At 53.2% G+C, this 26,679-nt stretch carries 22 protein-coding genes; 15 read left to right on the forward strand and 7 right to left on the reverse strand.

All coding sequences use genetic code 11. The annotated features are described in order from the left end of the window. The first annotated feature begins 192 nt into the window (after window positions 1–192). From NST26_RS32165 to NST26_RS32210, 10 genes are all read left to right on the forward strand, one after another. The gene (locus tag NST26_RS32165) at window positions 193–450 is read left to right on the forward strand and encodes a GlsB/YeaQ/YmgE family stress response membrane protein (protein ID WP_036722871.1); all 258 of its coding nucleotides are present in this window, start codon (window positions 193–195) and stop codon (window positions 448–450) included. A 132-nt stretch (window positions 451–582) separates the two neighbouring features. Beyond that, window positions 583–1,299, forward strand: coding sequence for a lantibiotic protection ABC transporter ATP-binding protein (locus NST26_RS32170; RefSeq protein WP_340957187.1), 717 nt, complete (start codon window positions 583–585; stop codon window positions 1,297–1,299). After that, entirely contained in the window at window positions 1,292–2,020 is a 729-nt protein-coding gene (locus tag NST26_RS32175) for a lantibiotic immunity ABC transporter MutE/EpiE family permease subunit (protein WP_339312117.1), read from the forward strand. Before NST26_RS32170 ends, NST26_RS32175 begins: the two co-directional genes overlap by 8 nt. Before the next feature lies 1 nt (window position 2,021). Further along, a complete protein-coding gene (locus NST26_RS32180; protein ID WP_339312118.1) occupies window positions 2,022–2,780 on the forward strand; it encodes a lantibiotic immunity ABC transporter MutG family permease subunit in 759 nt (252 codons plus the stop codon). A 33-nt stretch (window positions 2,781–2,813) separates the two neighbouring features. Beyond that, window positions 2,814–3,476, forward strand: a complete 663-nt coding sequence (locus NST26_RS32185) for a response regulator transcription factor (RefSeq protein ID WP_340980701.1) — start codon at window positions 2,814–2,816, stop codon at window positions 3,474–3,476. Then, the gene (locus tag NST26_RS32190) at window positions 3,473–4,864 is read left to right on the forward strand and encodes a sensor histidine kinase (protein WP_340980702.1); all 1,392 of its coding nucleotides are present in this window, start codon (window positions 3,473–3,475) and stop codon (window positions 4,862–4,864) included. The genes NST26_RS32185 and NST26_RS32190 overlap by 4 nt, the downstream gene beginning before the upstream one ends. 129 nt (window positions 4,865–4,993) lie before the next feature. Next, entirely contained in the window at window positions 4,994–5,632 is a 639-nt protein-coding gene (locus NST26_RS32195) for a response regulator transcription factor (RefSeq protein ID WP_340957174.1), read from the forward strand. After that, window positions 5,629–6,978 carry a sensor histidine kinase gene (locus NST26_RS32200; RefSeq protein ID WP_339312123.1) on the forward strand — a complete coding sequence of 450 codons (1,350 nt, stop codon included), beginning with the start codon at window positions 5,629–5,631 and terminating at the stop codon, window positions 6,976–6,978. The genes NST26_RS32195 and NST26_RS32200 overlap by 4 nt, the downstream gene beginning before the upstream one ends. Window positions 6,979–7,141: 163 nt before the next feature. Next, complete coding sequence (locus tag NST26_RS32205) at window positions 7,142–8,092, forward strand: hypothetical protein (RefSeq protein ID WP_209868865.1); 951 nt, start codon at window positions 7,142–7,144, stop codon at window positions 8,090–8,092. 33 nt (window positions 8,093–8,125) lie between these two features. After that, entirely contained in the window at window positions 8,126–9,757 is a 1,632-nt protein-coding gene (locus NST26_RS32210; RefSeq protein WP_340957170.1) for an S-layer homology domain-containing protein, read from the forward strand. A 122-nt stretch (window positions 9,758–9,879) separates the two neighbouring features. On the opposite strand, the gene NST26_RS32215 is transcribed toward NST26_RS32210, so the two are convergent. The 3 genes from NST26_RS32215 to pnuC are packed head-to-tail and all read right to left on the reverse strand — an operon-like array spanning window position 9,880 to window position 12,490. Then, entirely contained in the window at window positions 9,880–10,773 is an 894-nt protein-coding gene (locus NST26_RS32215; RefSeq protein ID WP_340957169.1) for an NUDIX domain-containing protein, read from the reverse strand. A 26-nt stretch (window positions 10,774–10,799) separates the two neighbouring features. Then, window positions 10,800–11,810 carry an AAA family ATPase gene (locus NST26_RS32220; RefSeq protein ID WP_340957167.1) on the reverse strand — a complete coding sequence of 337 codons (1,011 nt, stop codon included), beginning with the start codon at window positions 11,808–11,810 and terminating at the stop codon, window positions 10,800–10,802. Next, complete coding sequence (gene pnuC / locus NST26_RS32225; RefSeq protein ID WP_340957165.1) at window positions 11,807–12,490, reverse strand: nicotinamide riboside transporter PnuC; 684 nt, start codon at window positions 12,488–12,490, stop codon at window positions 11,807–11,809. The genes NST26_RS32220 and pnuC overlap by 4 nt, the downstream gene beginning before the upstream one ends. Before the next feature lie 374 nt (window positions 12,491–12,864). On the opposite strand from pnuC, the gene NST26_RS32230 reads away from it, so the two are divergent. Together NST26_RS32230 and NST26_RS32235 are read left to right on the forward strand one after the other, a co-directional pair. Next, window positions 12,865–16,416, forward strand: coding sequence for a DUF3289 family protein (locus NST26_RS32230; RefSeq protein WP_340957162.1), 3,552 nt, complete (start codon window positions 12,865–12,867; stop codon window positions 16,414–16,416). Between the two features lie 18 nt (window positions 16,417–16,434). Further along, window positions 16,435–16,947: a hypothetical protein gene (locus NST26_RS32235; protein WP_340957160.1), complete on the forward strand. Its 513-nt coding sequence runs from the start codon at window positions 16,435–16,437 to the stop codon at window positions 16,945–16,947. Between the two features lie 81 nt (window positions 16,948–17,028). Here NST26_RS32235 and NST26_RS32240 read toward each other — a convergent pair whose 3' ends face one another. Beyond that, the gene (locus NST26_RS32240) at window positions 17,029–19,140 is read right to left on the reverse strand and encodes a TerD family protein (RefSeq protein ID WP_340980704.1); all 2,112 of its coding nucleotides are present in this window, start codon (window positions 19,138–19,140) and stop codon (window positions 17,029–17,031) included. A gap of 518 nt (window positions 19,141–19,658) precedes the next feature. Between NST26_RS32240 and NST26_RS32245 the strand changes: the two genes are divergently transcribed. The 3 genes from NST26_RS32245 (at window position 19,659) to NST26_RS32255 (ending at window position 22,301) form a co-directional block, all read left to right on the forward strand. Then, window positions 19,659–20,060: a RidA family protein gene (locus NST26_RS32245; protein ID WP_339252358.1), complete on the forward strand. Its 402-nt coding sequence runs from the start codon at window positions 19,659–19,661 to the stop codon at window positions 20,058–20,060. A 260-nt stretch (window positions 20,061–20,320) separates the two neighbouring features. Beyond that, entirely contained in the window at window positions 20,321–21,526 is a 1,206-nt protein-coding gene (locus NST26_RS32250) for an ATP-binding protein (protein ID WP_339252360.1), read from the forward strand. A gap of 16 nt (window positions 21,527–21,542) precedes the next feature. Beyond that, a complete protein-coding gene (locus NST26_RS32255; protein WP_339252362.1) occupies window positions 21,543–22,301 on the forward strand; it encodes a PD-(D/E)XK nuclease domain-containing protein in 759 nt (252 codons plus the stop codon). Window positions 22,302–22,355: 54 nt separating this feature from the next. Here NST26_RS32255 and NST26_RS32260 read toward each other — a convergent pair whose 3' ends face one another. The 3 genes from NST26_RS32260 to NST26_RS32270 are packed head-to-tail and all read right to left on the reverse strand — an operon-like array spanning window position 22,356 to window position 26,670. Further along, on the reverse strand, window positions 22,356–24,866 hold the full coding sequence (locus tag NST26_RS32260) for a hypothetical protein (protein ID WP_339252364.1): 2,511 nt from the start codon (window positions 24,864–24,866) through the stop codon (window positions 22,356–22,358). Window positions 24,867–24,890: 24 nt separating this feature from the next. Continuing rightward, window positions 24,891–25,979: a HAMP domain-containing sensor histidine kinase gene (locus NST26_RS32265; protein ID WP_339252366.1), complete on the reverse strand. Its 1,089-nt coding sequence runs from the start codon at window positions 25,977–25,979 to the stop codon at window positions 24,891–24,893. Then, window positions 25,972–26,670, reverse strand: a complete 699-nt coding sequence (locus NST26_RS32270) for a response regulator transcription factor (RefSeq protein ID WP_339252368.1) — start codon at window positions 26,668–26,670, stop codon at window positions 25,972–25,974. The genes NST26_RS32265 and NST26_RS32270 overlap by 8 nt, the downstream gene beginning before the upstream one ends. Window positions 26,671–26,679: the final 9 nt, after the last annotated feature.

The following is a 26,679-nucleotide window of genomic DNA, read 5'->3' on the forward strand; positions in this document are numbered from 1 at the left end:
GTGAAACCGTCGCCAGCAAATTGTATTCGGTTTTTCGCCTACATTCGGTCCGCGCACCCTGGTGTACCCGGAGCCTTTGCTGTTGCCGGACCGCTAGCTATATCCTTTCCAAAAATAAACCTTCGGCAGGCGGTTCACCTATCGCATTTTCCAACATACCTTGAATAAACCAACTAGAAAGGGGACAAATCAATGTATCTGCTCTGGGTAATCATCGTAGGGGGACTCATCGGCTGGCTAAGCGGCAATCTAATCGGGCGTGATGTTCCGGGAGGCGTCCTGGGCAATGTAATCGCCGGGTTCATCGGTTCCTGGCTGGGCTCCGAGCTGCTTGGTCCAAGAGGCCCTGTAGTAGGTGGCTTCCACATTGTTCCAGCCATTATCGGCTCCATCGTTGCGCTATTGATCTTCTTTGCCCTGGCCCGCGGCGGCGCCTTCCGGCGTCGTTAATCCTTCCCGCCGGCTGCTGCAAAGTCAACACAGAGCCCCTCCTGTTCAACCAGGCAGGGGCTCTGCCATGTCATCCTTACAGAATCCTTAGAATCTGCCCTTAGAGTAGAGGGAGAGAAAGGATGATATACTATGCAGGAACATATTCTGGAAATACAGGATCTATGTAAAAGCTTCAAACGCCAGACAGCCGTCAACAACGTATCGTTAACTGTTGCACGTAATTCGGTCTACGGGCTGCTCGGTCCGAACGGTGCAGGCAAATCGACCCTGCTCAAAATGATTACCGGCATGCTGCGGCCCGATTCCGGGACAATCCGCTTCCAGGGCCAGGAATGGACCCGGAAGGACTTAAGCCGGATCGGCGTATTAATTGAAGCACCTCCGCTGTACGATAATCTGACCGCCCGGGAGAATCTGAAGGTACGCACGCTGGCCCTCGGACTGCCGCAGTCGCGTATCGAAGAGGTGCTTGCCGTTGTCGATCTGACCGCAACCGGGAAGAAGCGGGCCGGACAATTCTCCATGGGGATGAAGCAGCGGCTCGGCATCGCCATTGCGCTCCTCAACCAGCCGGAGCTGCTGATTCTGGACGAGCCGACGAACGGGCTGGACCCGATCGGGATTCAGGAGCTGCGGGAGCTGATCCGCTCCTTCCCGGAGCAGGGAATCACCGTCATCCTGTCCAGCCACCTGCTCTCCGAGGTGGAACAGACAGCCGACCATATTGGCATCATCGCGGGCGGCGTACTCGGCTATCAGGGGGCGATCTCCCCGGATCAGGACCTGGAGGCGCTGTTCATGCAGGTTGCTGCGGCCCACCGGAGGGACGGTGCGGTTCATGCTTAATGTCATACAGGCCGAACGCCTGAAATGGCGGCGGACCTTCATTCCCAAGCTGACTTGGCTTGCCCCGGCGGTTGCGCTTCTGCTGTGTGCGGTGCTCATGGGCGGCAGCCTGTTCCAGAGCGGCTCCTACAACTGGTGGTACACCCTGTTCCTGCCCGGTGCGCTGAGCCTGGCCTGTTCGCTGGCGCTGCTCAAGGATGCCAAGCTGAAATACCGCAGCCTGCTGGCCCTGCCCTTTACACCGGGTACGCTCTGGACCAGCAAAATCCTTGCCTGCACCGGTTGGCTGCTCACTACTCTAGCCGTGTTCCTGACCGGCGTTACAGCCGGTGGCTTGCTGTTCGGACAGATGATTACACTGCCAAGCAGTCTGGCAGGCAGCGCGCTGATCTTCCTCACCTTCCTGTGGCAGATTCCGCTGTGCCTGTTCCTGGCTGCCCGGCTCGGATTATTCGCAGCCATCCTGCTGAACCTGTTCGGTACTATTCTAGGTGTAGTTCAATTCGACAAGGGCGGCTTATGGGATTACATTCCTTATACAATTACCGCAAGGCTCATGTGTCCGGTGCTGTCCATCCTGCCGAACGGCCTGCCGGTCCCGGCGGACAGCCCGCTGCGCAGCACAGATATGATTCTTCCCGGTACGCTGGTCTCCCTCGGATGGTTCGCCCTTCTGTTCCTGCTGACCACCTTATGGTTCCGTAAACAGGAGGCGAAGTAGCATGAGTACATTGCCGGGTCTGCTCAGAGCTGATCTGCTCAAAACACGGCGCACCCCGTTTCTCCTGACCCATCTGCTGACTCCGCTGATCGGGGCTGCCCTATTCATAGCTTACTACTCCATTTCCTCTGCCAGCGAAGGGGTTAAGGTGATGGCGTTCATGCAGGCGGTCGCCTGTGCGTTTCCTACCCTCATCGGGCTGCTATGTGCGATGGCAGCGGAGCAGGAGGCTGCCGCCGGAGAATTCCAGGGAATGCTGGCCTTGCCTGCGGCAAGAAGCACCACCTATGCAAGCAAGCTGCTGCTCCTGCTGGGCTTCAGCCTGGGGGCTGTCCTGCTGATTTTCGTCCTGTTCAGCCTGGGCTTTGCCGGAATGCTGGGGCAGGACCGGCACGGCATAGTCTTTTATCTGACCGGGGCCGTGATCCTGTTCGCAAGCAATATCCTGCTCTATCTGGTTCACTTCGCTGTCAGCCTGCGGTTCGGCCGGGGCGTCTCCATCGGCATAGGAATCACGGGGAGCCTGCTCGCCGCCCTGATGCTGACTGGTCTTGGCGATATCCTGTGGCCGTATATCCCCTTCGCCTGGGGTGGACGTTTCCTCTCCCTGCTGGAGATTCAGCATTCGGGACTCCGGCTGCCCCGGGCTGAAACGGGACTGGCCACCGGCATATCCATCTGTACAGGAGCAACAATAGCCGCTGGCCTTCTCAGTATGTTATGGTTCAACAAATGGGAGGGCCGCTCTGCGGATAACTAGCCTCCTAATCTGCAAATGAAGGAAACAATGACTATGGCCAAAATACTTGTGGTAGACGACGAACCCGCTATCCTCTCCCTGATTCATAACGCGTTGAGCACAGACCAGCATCTGGTGACCACCATTTCCAATCCGGCGGAGGTGCACAGCACCGATCTGGGGGCATATGATTTGATTCTGCTGGATGTGATGATGCCGGGAGTGGATGGCTTCACGCTCTGCCGGGAGATCCGCACTGCGGTGGATTGTCCCATTCTTTTTTTGACGGCAAAGACGTTGGAAAGTGACCTGATGTACGGACTCGGACTGGGGGCGGATGACTATATTACGAAGCCCTTCGGCATCGGCGCGCTGCGCGCGCGGATTCAGGCCCATCTCCGGCGGGAAGGCCGGGAGCGGCGCAATATGCTGTACCTGGACCCCGTGCGCCTGAACCTCTCCGGTAAGGAGCTGTATATACGCGAGAATAAGGTCCCGCTGACCAAAAGCGAATATGAAATCTGCGAATTCCTGGCCCGCCACCGCGGACAGGTCTTCTCCAAGGACCATATCTATGAAGGGGTCTTCGGGATGGACGGGGACAGTGACAGCAGTGCGATTACCGAGCATATCAAGAATATCCGCGCTAAGCTGGCCCGGCACGGGCTGGAGGCCATAGAAACCATCTGGGGGATCGGATACAAGTGGAAGCTGTGAAACAACGTAAAGCCGTGCGACTGCGCACTTTTTTCCTAAAATACCTGCTGCTGCTTAGTCTGGGCACCATTCTGCTGCTGGGAGGACTGCTCGGTGTATTCGCGCTGGCGTTCGCCCGGGGGGCGCTGCTGCCTGCCAACTATGAGGAGAAGGCAATTGCCCAGTTCAAGCAGCAGTTAGCTGCTGATGTAACAGATACGGTTCCCCGGGTCCCAGACCGGCTGAATTACACCGTATTCACCTTGGACGGGAAGCCGCTGGCCGGCAACCTGACAGCTAAGGAGGCGGAGCAAGCCTGGAGAATAATCCGGGAGGGGAACAACAGAAGCGCCTACTACTATACCACCGCCGAGCATGGGCAGGAGCTATGGATCTTCCGCTATGTCCTGACACCGCAGTATGCTTCTCCAGTGCTGCGCAGCGCGCTGCCGAATCCCCAGCTCCTGGGCCCCTTGCTCTTCGTGCTCGGATTCCTGGTGATGGCCGCCCTGCTCGCGGCCCGGTTCGGCCGGAAGCTCTCGGAGCGGATGGCCGGACTGCAGGAAGCGACCGAGAACATCCGGCGCGAGAATCTGGAGTTCGCCGTCCATCCCAGCGGCATTGTGGAGATTGATGAGGTACTGGGCTCGCTGGACCGGATGAAGGATGCCCTGCAGACTTCACTGGAGAAGCAGTGGGAGCTGGAGCGCTCCCGCAGAGAGCAGATCTCCGCGCTGGCCCACGACATCAAGACGCCACTGACCATTATCCGGGGCAACGCCGAGCTGCTGCAGGAGATTGTAGAGACGGAGCCGCAGCGTGAATACAGCGGCTATATCCGCCGCAGCGCTGAAGACATTGAAGCCTTCGTGCAGGAAGTCATTGATCTGTCCAACCAGCAGGCCGGCTCCTCCCGCCAGAAGGTGCTGGTCCCGGCAGCAGAGATCATAGCTGAGCTGGAGCTGCAGATGAATGCCCTCAAGGCAGGCAGGAACCTGAAGACCTCTATCCGGCAGGAGAAGCTGCCGGAATACCTGTTCATTCACAAGGAGCTGCTGCTGCGGGGCATGATGAACGTGATTACCAATGCCGCCGAGCATACCCCGCCCGGGGGCAGCATTGCCCTGCTTGTCCAGAGCGGGCCGGATGCGGTTCAGTTCACGGTTACCGACACCGGCAGCGGCTTCTCGGCGGCCGACCTCCGGGAGGCCACCAGCCAGTTCTACCGGGGCGACCCGAGCCGCAGCTCCGGGAATCATCACGGAATGGGGCTCTATATTGCACGCTCTGTGGCCGAGCAGCACGGAGGCACGCTGAGCCTCAGCAACGACTCCGTCTCCGGCGGCGCCAAAGTCACGATGCGCATTGCCAATCCGGAGCGTCTGATTACCCCGTCTGCGACTTCATAGAAATCTTCATCTCAAGCGGTTTTTGTGATTATTTTAATAGACAAATCCACTCAATTCACTGTTACGTTCCTTCTCTATCCGTAGTAGAATGAAGAGGTACCGCTAATCTTCTGCTCAAAGGAGAAGTCTATGGAGATCCAAATTCTGATTGTCGAAGATGATGCGGTATGGAGAAGCATGCTCGCCCGGTTCCTGAATAGCGAACCCGGTCTGCAGGTTATTCACACTACAGCTACCAAAGAAGAGGCGCTCGCCTTTTGTACAAGCCATACAGTAGATGTGGTGCTGATGGATCTCAACCTGACGGAGCATCATCTGGACGGCCTCCAGGCTACGCTGGAGCTGAGCCTGACGGGCAACGAGGCCCGGGTGATTGTACTCACCTCCCTTACGGATGAGCGTACGATTCTGGATGCTTTTACGGCCGGTGCCATTCAATATGTAAGTAAATCGGATTTCCGCCTCATCCCGGGCACGATCCGGGAAGCGATGCGCTCCCGTTCTCCCCAGTCTGTTCTGGTCAGGGAATTCCTGCGGCTCAAAGAAGCCGAACAATATAACCGCCTGACGTTAGCCGAGAAGGAAATTATCTCGCTTAGCGAAGCAGGCAACGGCAGACAGGCCATGATGCGCTCGCTCCGCAAATCGGAAGGGACGCTGAAGAATCAAATTACCAGTATACTCCGCAAATTCAACTCCAAATCCCTGAAGGAGGTCGTCCGGGCTATCAAGAGCAGAGGATTAACCGACAGAGAACTTGAGCTATGATCCCCGCCTTGTTCATAACTCTGTTAGTAGCTTCGGTGGTTCTCTGGCTCAATTCGGGCAACGCCTCGTTCCGCTGGTTCAGTATTGCTCTGTTTGCGTCCAGCAGCAGCATTATCACCTATCTGCTTAGCGCAGCCTATCCGCAGACCAAGTACGATGTATGGATTAATACACTATATGCCGTTTCCGATGCTACAATTGCCTATACGTTCGGCATGTTTGGTGCTGTATATTCGGATTTGCTGCACAGGCGGCAGCGGCGGATGTACGGCTTTATTCTTATCATTGCGGCGTTAGCGGGACTTGCTGCTACCCCGCTCACGCCCGGCCGGCTCATCAATTACAGCGGCAGAAATGAATTGCCTATGCTGCTGTTCATCGGCTGTGCGTTAGGAATCAGCGCCGTGCTGCTTATTCTGGCGAATCTCCGTGAGAAGCACCCGTTCAAGCGCCGCGAGCGGATGCTGACGAACATGCTGGCGCTGCCGGTGATGGTGTATATTATAGTGAGCTATGCCTTTTATATGCGGGGGATTGACCTGTTTCAATTCAACCACCTCGTTAGCATAGGCTTCCTGTCCGTGTTCCTGCTGATCGGTCTGACAAGGGGCATCCTTGGAGTCCGGTTCAAGGTGGAGATGCTGAAGATAGACGCGTCCCTGCACACCTTGAAGGGAGGCTCCCATCTGCTGAACCATACCATTAAGAATGAGATCGGCAAAATAGACATCCTGCTCCATCAGATCCGGCGGGAGCTTCAGAGCGGTGAGCAGACTGGCGGCGGCCACCGGGAAACTCTCGGAATGGTCGCTTCGGCTGCCGAATCCATCGGCCATGTGCAAAATATGATGGGCAAGATCAACGAGTCCGTACAAGCCATTGACATTCAGGCTCAGACAATGAATCCTGCGCCTGTATTAGAAGCTTGTCTTGCAGCCTTTGCAAGGGTAGCTCCGCCGGAGATTCACCTCCATCATTCCCTGCATCCCGTCCAGGACGTATACTTCGATCCCCTTCATCTGAAGGAGATGCTGACCAATCTGCTGAACAATGCGGCCGAGGCCATAGAGCATCAAGGAGCGATTACCGTCCGGTTGTCGGAGACCTCCCGGGAAGCGGTCATCTCCATTCAGGATAGCGGCAAAGGGATTCCGCAGACGGCACTCCCGTATATCTTCGATCCCTTCTACTCCACCAAGAAGATGACCGCTCATTATGGTCTGGGCCTGTATTACTGCAAGAATGTGATGATGAAGCTTGATGGCTCCATCCGTGTAGAGAGTGAACCGGGGCAGGGCACCTGCTTTTACCTGTATCTCCGAAAAATAAAGCGCTCCTCCATATAACGAATTCCCCTGCCCGTAGGTCCTATAAAAGATAGGCGTTACGGGCTTTTTTTGCCCAATGATACAATGAATTATATCGAAATATAGGGAATCGCGTCGAATGATGTCATTTCACTGCGAACCCGGTTCATTCTATTCATGTACAAAAAGGGGAGTTGCGAAAATGCAAGAACTGAAGAAAACACGCAAGAAGCTGTACATCAGCGCGGCTGTATCCGCTTGTCTGGTGCTTGGCGCAGTTCCATCCGCTTATGCCGGACCCGGCAGTCTGCTGGACAACAGGATCGGTAATGAGCTTGAGGCAGAATTCAACGTAACGGCAGTAAATGCCGAGGATACCGTTGTTCTATCCTGGGATTCTTCAGCTCTGAAGCTGGACAAGAAGGCCTATGATCTGACCAAGGATACTTCCAAGGAGATTGAATACTTCATCAGTCCTGGCGCGGAGAATGACGACAATCTGAAGGTCAGCGTACTGCTGGAGATTCCAACCGCCGCTGCGGGTGCCGTAGAGCTGGACAACCGCCCAGAATCTTTTGTGGAAGGCAACTATACCTATTACTACATTGATAAAGGCCTCGAAGTCAATGTCGGCGATGCTGCGGATTCCAATGAATTCGATATTACCTTCAAGGCTGTATCCCCGCAGAACGCTCCGTTTACAGCCAAGCTGCTCGCTGTTAAAGAGGTGAAGCCGGCGCAGAAGACAACCTTTAGCGGAAATCTGCAAGAGCCGAATCCTTATCAGCATAGAGATATGATCATGTACCTGAGTTCAGCGCCGGCAACAGCCGCTTCAACGGGTACGTTCGTTATTAATATCGGTGAAATGACTCCGAATTTCAGCGATGGCCAGTATGATGGATTCCTGTATACCGATAAAAAAGGCATCCCGCTGCTGGCAGAATATTATGATGCAGCCGCCCACACCTTCACGATTCCGGTAGAATTGGCAGCAGGCGATTCCTTAGAGGTATTCCGGCTGAACTACCCTACGTATTCTCTGACACCTAATTCACAGATGACAGCGAAGTTCGACCAGGACGGCGAAGAAACCGTCTATACGTTCAGCGATGAAGTGAAGGTAACCTACAACACGACCATGATTCCCTAACGAATGGAATGACACAGGATTGGAATGGTGATCATGAAAAAAGCAAGGATTGTACTCTATACCGTCTCCCTGTTCCTCGTCCTGCTTGCCTGCACGACTGCGGTATTAGCGTCTGAGGGCAACCGCCCTCCATCCGGGCTGGCGAATGTCGTCTCTAATGAACTGGAGATGGCATTCACGGTTACGCAGCCAGAAGTTAAACCTACAACTGCACCAGAAGCTACAACTGCACCTACTGCCACGCCAACTGCTTCACCTGAACCTGCCAGTACGCCTACAGCTACACCTCAACCTACGAGTGTGCCTACGGCTACAACTCAACCTTCAAGCGCACCGGACGCAGGTTCAGTAAGCCCAGGCGGAAGTGAGCTGTTGGCGGTTATCGTCGACAATGGAGACGGCACTACGATCTCCGGCGCAGCGGTGCGGCGGACCAGAGATGCTGCCGGACGCATTACCGACCAGGTGACCTTTGATGCGCAGCAGGCCGCCGCAAGTGTGGCGGGCGCCAAGGCAGCCGGACGGAGTGCGGCAAGAATCGTCATCCCTGATCCCGAGGATAAGGTGTCCGAGCTGAAGCTGCAGATTCCGGCAGCGGCTCTGGATGTACTGTTCAAGGGCGGTCTGGAGCTGGAGATTTACTCGGATAATGCGGCAATTAAGATTCCCAACGCATCGTTATCCGGAATCACGGAGGACCTGTACTTCCGGCTTGTGCCGATCAAGGATGCGGTACAGCGCGCTGAAGTTGAGGAGCGGGCCAGAGTGGAACGTGTTGTCAGGGAAGCCGTGAGCGGCGAGAAGGTTCAGGTTGTCGCACGCCCAATGACCATTGAGACCAATCTGAGCAGCCGGGCTGTTGAAATCACGCTGCCGCTTAAAGGGGTTCAGCTGCCCGCAGACGCCAAAGAGCGGACGGCCTTCCTCGCGAAGCTTGCTGTCTTCATCGAGCATAGCGACGGCGACCGCGAACTGATCAGGCCTGAGTTCGTCCAGTACAAGCAGGGATTATCCGGCCTGTCCTTCGGCATTAACAAATTCAGTACGTTCACGATTCTCAAGCTGGAAGGCCTCGGGGGCGCTGCCCGGCATGATGCCTATATTCTGGGCTATCCGGACGGGACGTTCCGGCCTGAACGGGGAATTACCCGCGGAGAACTGGCCGCAATCCTGTACCGCTTGAAGGTGCAAGGAACCGCACCGGCAGCGGCGGCACCGGCGGCACTGACCGATATCACGGGTAAACGTTGGTCCGATCCGGCAGTACAATACGCCGCAGCAGGCGGTCTGTTACAAGGTTACCCTGACGGTACCTTCAAGTCAGAGGCAAATGTCAGCAGAGCCGAACTCGCGGCTGTGGTCAGCCGCTGGCTGAACCTGCCGGCCGGCGATGGTTCAACCTTCGCAGATACGGCTACTCACTGGGCGGGTACGGAGATCGGAGCGCTTCTGCAGAAGAAGCTCATAACCGGTTACCCTGACGGTACCTTCCGTCCAGACCAGCCGCTGACACGTGCGGAAGCCGTTACGATCATCAATACTATTCTGCAGCGGAACAGCGAGAGCTGGAGCAAGTCTTCCTGGAGTGATGTGCCGGCTGCACATTGGGCCTTCCAGGCCATTCAGGAAGCTTCCGCAGCGCATGAGTATGCGGGCAAACCGTAATATTTAAAAAGATGTAGTCCCAACAAATAGAGAAGCATCTCTTCAGTACGTTGAAGAAATGCTTCTCTATTCATGTTCGGTAACACAAGATTCAATATACAGTTCTATCTCCAATATTGGACTTAGGCTTCTCCCCAGTTCCGCTGATACAAGCGGCGGGAGGGTGTGTGTTCCGTATGCTCTGTGTACAGGTTGGTCGCGGTTATAAGCGCAGCCACCTTGTCCAGGAAGACCGCCTTCGGCAGCTCCTGGCCGAGAATCACCTCGTAGACCTGCTGCAACTCGGCCAGGGTGAATTGCTCAGGCATTAAGAGCAGCGCGATTCCTGTTCTCTCCGTCTCCTGACGCAGCCGTTCAATAGCATAGGCAATGATCTTAGCGTGATCAAAAGCAAGTCCGTCATTGGACAAGACGGCATACTGCACCGATCTTGCAGCCGGTGTCGCCGTCACCGTCTGTTCGATCACTGCTGCCAGCTCCTGCCCGCCCGCTTCCAGCCGCAGCTCATAGGTACGGGTGCGGATGCAGCCCTGCTCCAGCAGCTCTTTATGCTCCTGCCGGAGCTGGTAGCTTACCTTGAACCAGGCCGCAGCCTCGGCATCATCCCCTGCCTCTAATTGGCTACGGCGGCTGTCGACCAGCGCCATATAACTGCTGCTGATCACCCAGGTGCGGGGATCGCGCCCGGGGTCGCTGAAGGTGCGCAGCTGCTCCAGATAGACACCGGCCACGCCGGTCTCCTCCTCCAGCTCTCGCGCGGCCGCCTGATCTGTGGTCTCGTCCGGCTGGACGAAGCCGCCCGGCAGTGCCCACTTCCCGAGGCAGGGATGCCCGCCTCTGCGGATCAGCAGAAGGCGCAGCCCCTTCGCTCCAGCCCCGGGTTCCTGATCCGCCGCTGCATCCGCAACGGTGAAAATCACCATATCCGCCGCCACGGAGGGCCGCTCATAATCCCCAGGCCGGTACTGCTTCAGGAATTCTTGCTCTGTAAGTCCGTTACCATCTCTCAATTCCACATTTTCCGCCTCCTTATGTCTCTGGTTCAATGCTCCAGCTCTCCGAAATAATTCCCGTACGGCTTGAATTTTGCCAGTACACTGTCCACCTTGCTTATACGTTCCGTAAGCGTGCCCCTAAGGGTTATATAGGGAATCCGCCTCTCCTTCAGATCTGCGATAATCTGCTGGTGGAACACATGCCGCTTCTGATCCCCGCTGCGGTCCCACGTATCGTCATAGGGAATATCATCGTCGCACAGGAAGAACAGGTCGTAGCGCTGCGCGTTCTCCAAGGCCAGCCGGGTTAGCAGCTCGGGTGCCTTCCCATGGTAATCCAGCGCATACATATAAGTGGTAATCGCATTCGTATCGACGAATAAATACCTGTTGGCATCAAGCAATGCCTGCTCTTCCCGCTCCAGATGCCCCACCCCGATCTCGTCAAAAGCCTCCAACCCAATCCGGCGGTCCACCTGATGCTCTGCCCAGTAATCCCGCCCGTATTCACTGGCAAAGGCCGTACCGTATTTCCGGGCAAGCGCTTCGGTGATCGTCGACTTACCGGTAGACATCGCCCCTACAAATACGACCTTGGTAATTAGATCGCGGTACACTAGCCCACTGACATAACCCCGGTATTGGTAAGGGTCCGAGCGGACCATCGTGGCCGATACCGGAACCTGCACCCTCGCCTCATCCACCCGCCGGTCAATAGCACCCAGCGCCAGACTCATATGCTCTCCATAGAATTCACTCGAATAAAAATGGGTCACCTGCTCGCCCTTCAGCAGCCCGAGAATATACTGCTCCTCCCGGATCTCATGCTCCCTGTCATCCGAGTATCCATCAGGGCCATCCCAGGCCTCGATTACCCGGACCGCAGGATAGAGCCTGCGAATCCAGTTCGCCCGGATCTGCAGCGGTACCGGAGAGACCTTGGTCTCATAGATCACCACAATCAGCTCGTCAACCTCCCGCAGCGCCGTCTCGATCATGAACTGGTGCCCTTTATGCAGCGGCGCGAACTTCCCGAGGGTTAATCCAAGTGTTTTCATGACAGTGCCTCCCTAGCCCCTTTGTTCCAGTTGTAGTAGCCGTAGACCGCGTTGATCAGATAGGCGCTCCACATCACGATCATCAGCAGACCCTCCCCGCTGCCTTCCAGCGTCCGGATCACCCAGAGCAGCACGGTGAACATATTCAGCACAATATAGACCAGCCACTGCTCCTTGAAACGACGCACCATCAGAATCGTTGCCACTACCGATAACACGGTAGTCAGGGCGTCGATGTAAGGTGAGTTCTGCGCGGGAATGAACGATAAGCCGAAGCCCAGCAGCAGCGCTCCCGCCACACAGACTGCAACGGTGAGCAGGATGCCCCTCGTTTCCATTTGGCGCATGGACAGCTTGCCGCCGTGCATGTTTCTTTTCCACATATAAAAGCCAACAATATTCATGGGCACAAAGAATAGCAGATTCAGCATAACCTCGCCGAATAATCCGTTGATATAGGCCAAATAAGCATATCCGAACGTATTATACATCCCGAATCCATAGCTCGCCAGCTTCCCCTTCGCCGTCAGCACCACGCATAGTACCCCGGTGATGAAGACCGTGAACCCGAAGAGCGAATCCTTGGAGATCACCGTAAAAACAACCGCGATCAGCGTAAATATCACCAGCCAGGCGAGTTCAAACCCGCTCCAGTTGCCGGGTGCCTTCTTCATGCTCATCCCTCCGCTTCCTCTGTATCCTGAGAAATTGAATACTTAATAACTAATTGATAATTACATTTTGTTAATATCAAAATAACAGAATTTATGGCGGGATGCAAGCCCGATTTTCCACAACTTATGAGCTAGCGGTCTTCGGCCGCCTGTTGAGAACCAATCATTTGGAGGATTAGATAACGGCGGTATTAGGAAGCTATTAAAACCTCCTTCACACGTACAAGTCAGCCTATAAGCTGGCTATTTTTGACGCCCTTCTACTTTTCTTCCATTTGTTGTTGCCTAAACCTCTTTATGCAAATATGATAGATTCATATACTCCAAGATCTTACATATTATCCACCCCATTAGCGATCATATAAGGAGGAACGGCAGCAATGTTCAAGACAAGGATCATGAAACGAAGCTTCATCTTATTTGCCATTCTGGTATTGGTATTCTCTTCTCTTCAGCTCAGGCCCGCTCTAGCTCAGGAATACACGGGCGGGAAGCAGGATACAACTTACACAGGAGAGGGTTATGAGGTAACCTACACGATTTCCTCCAAGTGGGAAGGCGCCTTTAACGCAGATGTTACGATCAGGAATACGGGTAAACAGACGCTAGAGAACTGGAGTATTGATTTTACATCCCCTTATGAAATTACGAATATCTGGAACGGACAAGTACAGGCCTACGAGAACGGAGTTTATACCATCAAGAATGCAGGCAGCAATCAGGACATTCCGGTGGGTGGCAGTGTGAATTTCGGCTTCACGGCTTCATTTGAAGGAGAGCTTCAGCTGCCTGTAGCATTTGAAATGCCGGGCGCGGAACAGATCGTACCGGGCGCGCAATACGAGACAAGCTTCACAGTGACAAGTGATTGGGGAAGCGCTTTTAACGGCGAAATTGCCATTAAGAATACATCGCAGTCAGCCATTGAGGATTGGACGCTGGAGTTCGATTATGACGGGAACCTGGACCGGTTCTGGACGGCTGAAATTACCGGGCATACCGGCAATCATTACGTCATACATAATGCGGGCTATAATGCCAACATTCAGCCGGGCGAGATACTGATCCTAGGCTTCTCCGGGAACCCGGGAAATGTTGTAAGTGCGCCTTCGGGCTATCAGCTAACGCAGATCTCAACCGGGGAAGAATCCCCGGAGCCTGAGCCGGGCAGGGTCTCCGTGCAGCTTGAAACGTACAGTCTCCAGCTTCAGAACAGTCCGGACGGAGACTATTACTTCCTGACCTCCAAGATGGACAAGCTGACGGGAACGCTAGGAGGAGTATCACAGGTCAAGGCCTTCAATTATGAGATTACGGACAAAAACAAAGCAGTCCTCCAGCAAGGGACGATCCCTGTAAGTGCAGCATGGTCTGTGGAAGGAATCGGACTTGGCATCGGATATAATCTGCTGAAGTTAAGCGCGCAGTTAAACGATGGCTCAGAGGTCTCCAAGACGTATATTATCGTGAACTTCGACGAGAGCAATCTGGATAACCTCGGGATTGACCGGGAGAAGGACAGCGATAATGACGGAATTAGCGATTACTATGAGGAGCATTATGGCCTCTCCGCTACCAGCAAGGATACCGACGGCGACGGGTTAAGCGACCGGGATGAGCTGCTCGTGCTGAAGCTGAATCCGCTTGAACCGGACAGTGATAAGAACGGGACTGCTGACGGTGATGAAGACTACGACAAGGACGGATTAACCAACCTGGAGGAGCTGATGCTGGGCACCAGCCTCATCAGTGAGGACAGTGACGGCGATGGCCTGACGGACGGCGAAGAGATCCATAAGCACAAGACCGATTCCCTGAAGGCCGACACCGATGGAGACGGACTCTCTGACGCGTGGGAACTCCAGATCGGAAGCGACCCGCTTGTGCCTGAGACGAAGTTCGCAAGAACGGAGAAGGCGGCGGATGCCGGGGGCAAGGCTGTGCCAAGTGTGGCCGTGGAAGGGATCACTGCGGAGCAGGTAGACAGCTTGTCTGTCCAGCCGGTCCAAGATGGCATTCTTAATGATATAACCATCCCCGGGTATATTGACCAGGGCTATAATTTCTCCATCGATGGAAGCTTTGAGAAGGCGACAATCTCCTTTGAGTTTGATAAAAGCTTACTGAGTCAGGCAGGCTTTGTGCCGCGGATCTACTATTACAATGAGGAGTCGCAGCTATTCGAAGAGCTGCCGGATCAGCGGGTCGCCGGGAATGTGGTCTCGGCCGAGACGGCTCATTTCTCCAGGTACATTCTGCTGAATAAGACGGTATACGACCAGGTCTGGCAGTATAAGTTCCTGTATGATGAGGGGCAGGAGCATTATGCGGGGATGGATGTCGCCTTCGTCATCGATTCCTCGGGCAGTATGTCAGATAATGACCGGAGCAATGTAAGAATCAGCGTAACCAGACAGTTTGTTGATCTGCTGACGGACAGTGACCGCGGGGCGGTGGTTGATTTTGACGACTATGCTACGGTATTATCCGGCTTCACTTCAGACAAGACCGTGCTGAGTCAGGCTGCGGGGCGGATTGATGCGAACGGCGGAACGACTCTGAGCAGCGGGATTTCAAGTGCAATTAATCTGTTCGCCACCACCAGCAGAGCGGATGTTCTGAAGTACATTATTATGCTTACTGACGGGGAAGGCTCTTATGATACCGCACTAACCAAACGGGCTGCCGATCAGGGTATTGTGATTTATACGGTAGGCCTGGGCAGCAGCATTTCGACGAGTGTCCTGACCAGCATGGCCCAGGGCACCGGCGGCAGCTATTATCATGCAAGTAATGCCAGCCAATTGTATGGGATCTTCGATACCATTGCCGAGACTTCCGATCTGTACAAGGATACAGACCAGGATGGCATCAGCGATTATCATGAGAAGGAGATGCAGGCCGGAAGACTGCGTGTTGGTACTGGCGGTGCGGCAATAAGGTTGAATTATCTGGATGCAGACAGCGATAACGACGGGCTTAAGGACGGGCAAGAGATCCGTATTGTTAAATCCGGCGACAAGGTCTACGCCTATTTGTACTCCAATCCCAACCTGGCCGATACGGACGGCGACGGCTTGAACGATGCGGTGGACAGCAGAAGACTGATTCCAGATGTAAGGGAGGCCCTGATCCTTCAATCTGATAACAGAGAAGGAATTCTTAAGAAAGCACCGCAGGGAACTTCCCCAGTCTCCGATGACCTGACGTTCAATGACTACACTTATTTTGAGTTACTCAAGCTGGACCCGGTATTCTCGGTGGCCAGAATTACGCCCGAGCCCATGATCTGGGGCGAGATGGCCCTCCTGTTCGTTGTCGGCACAATAGGTGCAACGGATGATATGAAATTCGTTCTTGGCGATCTGATCTCAACGTTCAAATACAGCAAAACCATTAATGAGGGATCTTCGGTAACCCTTGGCGACACCTTCGATACCAGCAAATATATCAAGTATCATAACAGCCAGCTGGATAATGCCGTCATCACGGACGCCAGTACCCAGAACTATGTACAATTAATCAAGAATTTTGTTGTGCAGGAGCTGCGCAGTAATAACGGTGATCTGTCCAGACTAAAATTTGATCCGAACAGCAACCGGAATGTGGTGTATAGTTACGTGAATCAATTCTCGACCAGCCCGTATCCGGTATTTACGGAGAAGACCAATCTGGCGTTATCTCTGGCTATCCATGCCTTCCATGGTCATAATATTACCATTAAGGACTTCAACAGCAACGGAGGTCAATTCAGCGGCAAGCTGGTGTTCCATTTCTACGATCATTTCGGCCTGGATGCTGATGATGAGATTAATAATCCGGGATTTGTGGACTGGTTCACTTTGCAGCACTACGAACGGTTCAACGGCAAATATGTACCGTTCATTACAACGATTGACTACGAGCTGCCTTTTAGCGGCTCCGTTAACTAATTTCAATGGAGCAGGCAGGTGAAGCTATTGAGTCGCAGGACACGAATCTTACTTGGCATTACCATTATACTGTTGCTTGCAGCGGCGGGCTTCATCATCATGTACGACCCCTCCATGGCGAAATATAATATTTTCCGGGAGCACCGCGCGCAGTTTGATGCTGTGAAGTCGGAGACCCTGCTGCTGATGGACAGCCTGGATGAGCAGAGCGATATCGGGAATACCTTCATCTATTCCAATAATCGTAATACCACCTCTCCGTTCCATGACAGTGTGAATACAGAATTGCAAGACAAGATCCGGCAGATCGCTGCATGGTCTGGGGACAGCCTGGACTTCGTGCGTTACAGCAGGCAGGACGGAAAGCCGCTCCTCAGGTTCATATTCGACTGGGAAAGGGAGCATGGCGCGACCTATCACATCGTGTATTGCGCAAGTCAGAGCATGGTGGAGCAGGCCTATGCAGCAGAGCCGGTTAAGTATAAGCTGACTCCACTTGCAGACGGCTGGTACGGGATCGAGATAGAATAGTTTTTAGAAGAAGGGGTGTCCCACGCCATGTGTAATGGCTGAGACACCCTTTCTTTTGAACAAACCGGTTACCCGCTCTGCTCACACCACATATTCGGCCATAATCTGCTCAATATGGTACGGAGTCACTCCCTGGTCTACCGAGAATACGGTATCCGCCTGCTGTGGTGACACGGCCAGCTGACCGCGGGCCTTGGCGTGCAGCGTGAACAGATCATACAGATCGGGCTTCTTCAAGGAGGTCATCGCCTTGCCGATGATCACCATCCCCTTCTGGTTCCCTTCCACGTTATTCACATGGAACGGATCTCTGGTCAGGGACAAGTCTGTCCAGATCACGGTCCGCTCCACCAGATCGAGTATCACAGGAATGGCGAGTTGGGTATCCGCCGTGACATCAATCTTGTTCGATACCGTGGCTGGCTCATAGATTTCACCGGACCCCGGCTTCTTCCGCATCATCCAGCCCGTAAAGCACTCCGGCAGATTGCAGTACGGCTGTCCTGTGAAGGAATGGAGAGTCGCCACTACATACCTTCCGCCATACTCAACAATAGAAGGAATATGCAGATCAATGAACTCGCTGGCCCCGTAAGGCGCCGTTACTATATCGCCGCTATGGACTGCACGATATTGTGCCGAGCGAAGATTCGTATAAGAAATATGCTCCACATAATTCCAATTCTTATCATACATCACTGCTGACAGATCAATATCAACTCGGCCTGTAGAGGTACCGTCCATCTTCCCTTCCTTCCACCAGCAGAAGAAACGGACCGTGTTCCCTTCTTCCAGCGGAATCCGGCTTCCCCGTACAAGAGTATGCAGCGCTTTACTGGCCGACCGCTGGGAGAACGGCACCAGATAGTCCTTCAGACGCTCATCCACATATACTTTTCCCAGGGAAGGCTGGCTTGCGAAGCGGGCGACCAGAGTCTGCTCACAGAGGTCCACCATGTCCCGACAGGCTTCTTCACTGATCTCCGGCAGGGTATTAGGAGTGGCCCAGGCTTTGGCGACATTTCCCTTGGGGAAAAACACCCTAAGCTCCGGCAGCTCCCGCTGTCGCGCGAAGTAGCTCTTCACCTGCAGCAGCACCGGGGTCGATACCTGGTCTGCCACTTCTGCGAAGGCCATCACCACGTACTCCGGCTCGCGGGTCATCCGCAGCAGCTTCGCCAATCTTCGTGCGAATTCGCCCGGACGCTTCACCAGCAGATCCAGCGCCGTCCACATCTGGTGATACTGAAGGGCCAGCTCCACACTTCCGTTAAAGGTCGTGAAGGCTTTGTTGTTGCGCAGGATATCAAAAGCTTCCTCACAGCGTTTATACCGCTGCTTGTATTCAGATGGATGCAGGATCTCGCCGAGACGAATCCAGCGCTCCCTGTATCGCAGCATATCCTCGGTGATCGTCTGACACCGTTCCAAGAGCCCCAGTAACAGCCGGCGTTCACTACGCTTGAACTTGCGGAAGCGGGTGGGCAAGGCCAGACTAACATCGCCTTCCGACCAGGCCACCGCCAGCCGCAGCACATCGGTTGCTGTCATGAAATAGGGGCTTATTCTGGCTACATCCGCCTTATCATGCCTAAGCAGCGACGCTGCCACGAATCCGGCATTCTCCTTGAACGGGATCTCCTTCGGCAGGAGTTCATCCAGCTCTTCGTTGGCTGTATTCGCAATCACAGCATCGATATCCTTCTGATCCTCTGCCGAGATCGAGCCTCTGGCCTCCATCAGCTGGCGGATTAGGGTCCGGAACTCCGTGATGCTCCCCAGGTCAATGACCTTCATCTTCACCTGTTCCTCAAGGGGCGTTCGCTGCACGGAATCAGCATATGGAAGCTCCCAGGTGTAATAATGGAACATCGCATTGAAATACAGCTCCGCTTCATCCTCCTGCATGACCTGCTCCGGGAACCCTGGATACATCGGTGCATAATGCACATGCGCGCCAACCATCCGTCTTACATCGGCAATCAGCGGATAATACAGCTGCTCGAAGGCCTCGCGGGGCATCTTCTGGACCGCCCGGAACAAGGCAGGCGACAGGGTATACCCAAGCCCCTGCAGATTGCGGAGGGCTGCGGCCAAGTACCCCTTCGGTAGCTTCTTCGTGTCAGCAGCATCAGGTGTGTGTTTCAGCATCATTTTGCCTGCTCTACGCAGGTAGATTCGGTTTATTTGCATAGTAAAAGTGTCCAGGAGAGCTGTATCCCTACTCGGTTTCAGTCCATGGGTAGAAGGAAGGAATACAATAGCCTGGACGCCTCCTCTCTGGATAAGCATCCTTCAGGAGAGCTGCGGCTCTAATTCATCCAATTGAGTAGAAGGAAGAACCGCAATAGCCTGAAGATCTCCCGGCGATCTTGCCGCCGTTTGATGAATCCATCATCGCACACGGTCCAGCGGGCCAACAGGGCGGAAGTATTACGACAAAGGGAATTTTTAACTTATGGCACATCCCGCCTCTTATCGCACCCTGTATTTTGGCTTTTCATTGAGGGTATGTTATCATTCTTACAGTAAGTTAAATTTTAAATGTTTAGGAGGGATACCTGATGAAAAAGAGATCTATTCAATATCTGTCTGCTGGAATCGGGTATTCGACTGCTGTTTTTTTCTAGAATTCATGTTGACGGGATAGGTCTGTCCAATATGAAGTAATACTATAAAAAACAGCCCATTTAAAAGGAGACTTATAAGCAATGAGACTAAATAACAATGTCATTCAAAGATATAATCCGGAAAATATAGCAAAACCTGTTGGAAGCTACAGCCATGTCACTAAGATCAGCAGAGACGCTGAAATGTATGTCTTTTCCGGTCAAATCGGGATCGATCAGAACAACAATATCCCTGCCGATTTCAATCAGCAAGTAACCAATACGATGAGCAATATTGTAGACATCTTGTCCTCTCAAGGGCTAACTCCCGATCATGTCATCAAAATCAACATCTGGGCCACGGAGGAAATCGATTGGGATCATTTCTATTCCATCTGGAATGAAGTGTTCGGCCCTACGCCTCCTTCCATGACGGTGGCCTACATCCAGGGATTAGGTCTGCCTGAACTCAAAATCGAGCTGGATGTGTGGGCCGCAGGTTAGAGCGTAGCGTAAATTAATACACCCAAAACAAGCCCTAGAAGTATTCTAGAGGCTTGTTTTGGGTGTTTTTTTCTGCGCTGCGGGTAATTAAGAGATAAAGGTGTATTATTGATGTGCATCAGATAATTTAAGAGGATTTTAATGTCGTTTTTCTTAAAAGGTTAGATAACGTTGTTAAATCATTCCACTTAGGGATATACTAGAACAGAATACGGAACTAAGATATCTACAACCATTTAATGCTGCTGAGGGGTGATTGTTTGAAGCTCAGAGTTAGAGATGTTTTTATTGCTGGTGCCCTTCCGATTCACACCTATATTTCGCGCAAATCGGAATTTGGGCTGACCTATGAATTCCGTCTTCATAATGTGATCGATATGGTCGGATTTTTAACTTCAATTATAGGTCCATCGAAAACAGGAAAAACCGTACTGTGTGACAAGGTAATCGGCTTGGACGGATACGTCGATTTTATAGGAAGCGACTTTAAGGATACCGTAGATTTCTGGGAGACGGTTGCAAATAAAATTGGTATTCCCCTCGAACGAGACCATACAGAAATACGCACGCTTGAAGGTCAGGGGCTCGCCGGAACAACAGAAGGAATCACCACCTCCATCACAGAGTCTTTCCGTTCCGGCAAAGATAAAGTCATTAAATATTTTATAGCAAACAACTTAGTTCTATTACTAGATGACTTCCATTACGCTTCACCCAGCAAACAGTTTGAGATTGCCTATCAGCTCAAAGATGCGATCCGCAAAGGGCTTCGAGCCATCATCATATCCTTACCTCACCGTTCGGATGATGCCATTCGAAAGAATGCCGATTTAAGCGGGAGACTGAACCTGATTAATATCGAGCCTTGGAATCCAGATGAACTGCGTGAAATTGCTGTAGGAGGATTCAACAAACTAAATATGCAGATTGATCTGCGGATCGCCGATAACATTGCGCAGGAGAGTCTATCTTCTCCCCAACTCATGCAATCTATCTGTTATAACCTTAGTATGATACTCGATATCGACAATACAGATTATCCGGCAATGCCTGATCAGGAGACCCTCAACCAGGCCTACAGAATGACCTCATTGAACCTTCTTGCTTACCAAGAGGTTGCCAGGAAATTGAAAACAGGTCCAAATCCCCGGGGACAAAAAAGAAAAACTTATTTGACTATAAAAGGTGAACAAACCGATATCTATGAGTTACTTCTAAAGGCAATTGCTGATGATCCGCCCATTGTGAGCCTTTCTATCGACAGCATCAAGCGAAGAATTGATGTGTTGCTAGGTAATCATGCTGACAAACCGGATCGGGTGAAAATCAAAGCAGCTATTGATCAGATGCAGGCTATTATGCAGAGCAGCGAACCGATGTATCAGGTTTTTGAATATAAGGACGATGAAGTTTACATTTTAGAACCGTTATTCCTGTTCTTTTTGCGCTGGGGTAATCTCAACTAATCGAAGGGGGATTATTTTGACTACGATTAATGAGGATAGACTACAAGCTATAGGTGCGCTTCAAGTGCAAATTCAATCTTTCCCACAGGGACAATCGGCTGACTTCAGCAGATGGGTAGATACTACCAGCCGCATGTTAGAGCGTCTCTTCTCCGATCAGTCCATAGCACAGAAATTTGTCTTGCTCACCAGAGCAGGTATACTCCAGGCACAATTATACCTGGAGAATTTAATTACAGATATTAACGCTGGGCTTTTCGATGATGCCAAACCACTTAATGAAATAGATGAAGCACATTTTCATCTTATCATAAGCAGAGTTCTTCATAATTTCGATAAGCATATTTACGAAATGTATCAGAAGCCAGTCCATGGAAATGGAACACTGAAGCTAGAGAGCCTTGCTGACATTTCACTGGGTAACGAATATGATGTGCAGCGGTTGCTATATTCACTGCTCCGTCCCATTTTCCCTGAAGCAAGGGTCGAGGTGCCCACTGACGGAGGATACAAGGGTTATCGCTTTGATATATTTATAGATTCCTACGAAACTGTAATTGAAGTTAAATGCTCGCGTCCAAATATGACTGAGAGGAAGCTCACCGAAGAGATCGGGTCAGATGCATTTCATTATCCCAAAAAGCACATCTATTTCTTCATCTATGATAAAGCTAGAATCATTACAAATGTTGATGCATTCTGTAAGAACTATAACAGGACTCATGATTCCAAGCAGATAAAAACAATAATAATCCAACCAGTTAAAATGATATGAAAAAACAGGCTGCTCTCCATCATTGGAAAGCAGCCTGTTCTTTAATCTGCAATATCACTCCCCCTCCCCCTTCTTCGGCGCAGGCCGCTCATACACCACAGCATAATTCTGGCTGCCCAGTAGTATCCGTTTGCCCTGGAACTCATCGTAAATATTCACCCGCACCGTTGCGCCGTTAAGGGACTTGTACGCTTTGTTGTTCAGCGGGAAGGACAAGCTGCCCGTGGCTCCCGCACCAGCCGGTCCGTCTCCCAGAGGCAGAAGCTGCTCCGACGGCTGACCAAACGGATCAATCAGTTCGGCCACCAGCCTATGCTCATTTGCCTCAGCAACATACTGCTCACTTCGGGTTAACCGGTAGTTCATCTGTACCTCTATGGACTCCCGGTCTTCAGGCATCGTGGCAGTCACCTGGTTCACGGACAGGGAGTAGGGGAACAGGTCCAGCTTCTGAAGGGACGGCTGCGGAGCAGGATTGGCCGGACTCAGCCCCAGGCCCACGGTCTGGATGTAAGCGGTCGGCACTGCGCCGGGTGCGGTCAGCTTGCCTTCGGCGATGCCTTCCCCGAGGAAGAGGGTTAGATCTGACGCATTGATCTCCGTAGGAAGCTTGCTCCAGACGGTTACGAGACTCTTCTCTTTGGGGTTCAGGGCCGCGGCGGACTGCGAGATTACCGCCTCGAAATACTGTCGATCCGGGGTCCGGTAATACCCCACCAGCTGCGCCGGCTGGGTCTTGCGTAGTTCCTCGTTGGTCATCACCAGCTCGGTATAGATCAGCTTGGAATCCGTGCCCGGATAGATCCGGCTCTGCCGCTCCAGAATCTCTGCCTTCTTCCCGGCCAGCTCCAGACGGAAGGGTTCACCGGCCGCCACGGTTCTTAAGGTATTCTCCACCTGGCTGGTGAATAGCGTGAGGAAATTCGCCTGGGTCTCTTCCGAAGGATACTGGAGGATCACCTTCAGCTTCGTCAGATGATAAGAATAGGGAAGGTTCCCCGTAATATACAGAACCGCTGTCTCCTGCGGGGCCAATTGGCTCTTGGAGCCTTCGATCACCATCTGCGAACTGCCGCTGATATCGAGATCCCCCGCCTTCAGAAGCGCTGTAAGGGCCGGAAGCTGAACATTCGCCATGCCTGAGTTGCGGAGGCTGAGCTTGGTCACGACCTGATCGCGGTCCGACCACGGCAGGCGTTCCACCGCTTCCAGCTTCACCACGAAGGTACCCAGACTGTTCTGCACGGGGTACTCAGTCGCCAGCAGATGATTCGGCTGCAAGGAGTAGGGAATCTGATAGTAAGCCGCCGGGAAGGCGATCCGGCCCTCTTCTGCCGGCTCGTTCATCTGTAGCTGGAGCACTCCCTGATTAAGCTTCAGGGGCAGCTCTGCACTGAGTTCGACTACCCGCTCCTCCAGCGGCTTCAGACTCAGACCGGCCAGTGCCTTATTGCTGACCGGATAGCTGTACCCTTCGGCAGTCGTCAGGCTGAAGGAATAGGCCGGAATCGTCACCGCTTGGTTGCCTGTGTTGCGCACCCGGAATTTCAGGCTCCATTTCGCCAGATGATCCTCCGAATACACCGCCGCGCTTGCGAGCTGTGTCTCAATTGTATTGTTGGCAACCTTAAGCTTGGCGACGGCGTTAACGGGTACGGTGAAGTTCGGCGACACCGCGGCAGGCAGCTTATACTCAGCCACAGGCAGGTTCAGCTGCAGCTCGCTGTCTTCCTGGATGAACTGCAGGGACATATTATCCGTCTTCGTATAGGAGGGAATGTCCGCCAGAAATTGCACGGTCCGTTTCTCCTTGGGCTGAATCTGGTAATCGGCAGGGGCGGCATTCAGTTCAAATCTGGAGCCTCCCGAGGATATCAGATATCCCTTCAGGCCCGTGTCCTTAAGCACCTTGGTGCCCGAATTGGCGAAGCTGATGCCCACCCTGGCATACACTTTTCCGTTAGCCTTAACGATCTGCAGGCTCTCGGCCTTACTGATCACCGGCATACCCGCCAGGACCAGCTTCTTGCTCTGCCCTCTGGCGGTGGCTACCGAGTAGGAACCCGGAATCGTGAACATCCCCAGCTTCTTCTGGTAATTCGCCTGGCTGAAGTCCCAGCCGAACAGGGCGATTCGGACTCCGGTTATTTTGGCAGCCTTCCCCGCATTGACATAATACGTGACCGACTGGCTGCTATTAGCCGGAATAGATTTGACGGCAGCACTGCCCGTCACCGGCTTGCCTTGAATAACTGCGCCGCTTGGGGTAGTAACCTTGGAGAAATAATCAATCAGGCTCACGTTGCTGTTACTCCCGTTAACGTAATTCAGGGTATACGTAATCATATTCCCGCTCTCCTGGGGCTGAAGGGCAGCGTCCAGCAGCTTCACGCTCACCCCGCTCTTCAATGAGACCGCCCCCAGTCCCTCCAGCGTGGACACGGAGGCTGTAGCCGCCTTTCCCGCTGAAGGCCCGGCTGCCGCATAGGCTCCGAAGGCGATGGACTGGCTGAGAACCGCCAGGCTTAGCATGGCTACAGCATATTTTCTAGTGGTATGATTCATAATTCTCTCCTCCCTTAACTTCGCTTAAGCTTGCGGCAGCCGGACCTCGAACCTCGTCCGCAGCTCATTGCTCTCTACAGACAGGCTACCGTCATGCTGCTCTACAATATTGCGTGCAATGAACAGCCCCAGGCCGGTCCCGCCCTCCTGATGTGTCCGTGCCCGGTCCCCCGAGTAATACATCTCGAAGATATGCGGCTGCTCCTCCGGCGGAATGGGATTTCCGTAATTGATGACCTCAACCGCTACTGAACCTGAATCTGGGCGGCTGTTAATATCCACATAACCGCCTTCCTGCCCGTAACGGGCGGCATTGGTCAGCAGATTGCCTAATACGCGTACCAGCAGATCCCCGTCCCCGTAGATCATTAGGCCAGGAGTCACATTCAGCCGGGAGGTCAGGCCATTGCGCTCGAATACCGGGTACATCTCCTCGTTCAATTGCCGCAGCAATTCGGTAATATCCAGATATGTCTTCACCACAGGCAGTGTGCCATGGTTCATCCTGGTGATCTCGAACAGCCCGTCAATCAGCTTCTCCAGCCGCTGGGACTTGGTGAAGGCAATCGTCGCGTAATGCCGGATCGTCTCCACTGGTAATTGCTCATCCCTCAGAATCAGATCCAAATATCCGAGAACGGACGTCAGTGGTGTACGCAGATCATGCGCCAGATTGACGACTAGCTGGTCCTTGCTGCTCTCGGCGAAATCACCTCTTTGTACGGCCTCCTGCAGCTTGGCTCCGGCCACATTCAGATCCTCTGCGATTGCGCTGAACTCATCCCTGGAGGCAATCCGCACCTGATTCTGGAAATCTCCGCCCGCCAGATGATGAATCCCCTTGGAAATCTCGTTAAGGTAGCGGATGTACGGCTTGGTGAACATGAAGAATAAGATCAGCATGATTGGAATGAACAGCATCAGAGACACATTGAAGTCTCCGATCCTGTAGATGAACCGGCGGATTTCCGCCTCCGGGTCCTCCCACTTCACCCCGGCGTAATAGAGCTGAAGCAGCTTGAAGATCCCGTAGGTGATCCCGGCAGAGAGCAGCATGCTTACGCCCAGTAACTGAACCAGTCTGGTTCTGAATCCCCGGCGTCTCTTAGGCATTGAACGTGTACCCGACACCCCAGATGGTCTTGATGAACCGTTCCTTGTTCTGATCCTCTCCCAGCTTCCGGCGCAGGGTGCGGATATGTACCATCACTGTATTCCCGCTCTCATAGTACGCCTCGCCCCATACCTGCTGAAAGATACTCTCTGCACTGAACACCTGCTTCGAGTGGCTCGCCAGCAGATAGAGGATGTCGAATTCCTTCGGCGTAAGGTCAATCTCTTCGCCATACAGCGTAACGGTGTGCTGGTCAGGGGAGATGATCAGCCCGCCCAGCTCCAGAACCGAAGTCAGATGGGCACCCTGAGGCTGGCTGAACTGCAGGGAGCGCCGTAGCTGGGAATTGACCCGGGCCAGCAGCTCCATCGGATTGAAGGGCTTGATCATATAATCGTCCGCGCCCATGACAAGACCGGTAATCTTATCGAAGTCAGAGGTCTTGGCACTGAGGAAAATAATCGGCAGATTATGCTTCACCCGCACCTGGCGGGTGACCTCGTATCCGTCCAGCTTCGGCATCATAATATCCAGGATGGCCAGATCAATGGATTGGGACTGAATAGCCTGCACGGCCGCTTGGCCGTCGAATACCTGAATGCAGTGATACCCTTCCTTCTCCAGGTGCAGGGCAATCAGGCCGGCAATCTCTTTCTCGTCCTCTGCGATCAGAATAGTAACTCGCTTCATACCGGAACC

It is taken from the genome of Paenibacillus sp. FSL R7-0128 (genome assembly GCF_038002245.1).
Taxonomy (GTDB): Bacteria; Bacillota; Bacilli; order Paenibacillales; family Paenibacillaceae; genus Paenibacillus_AQ; species Paenibacillus_AQ silagei.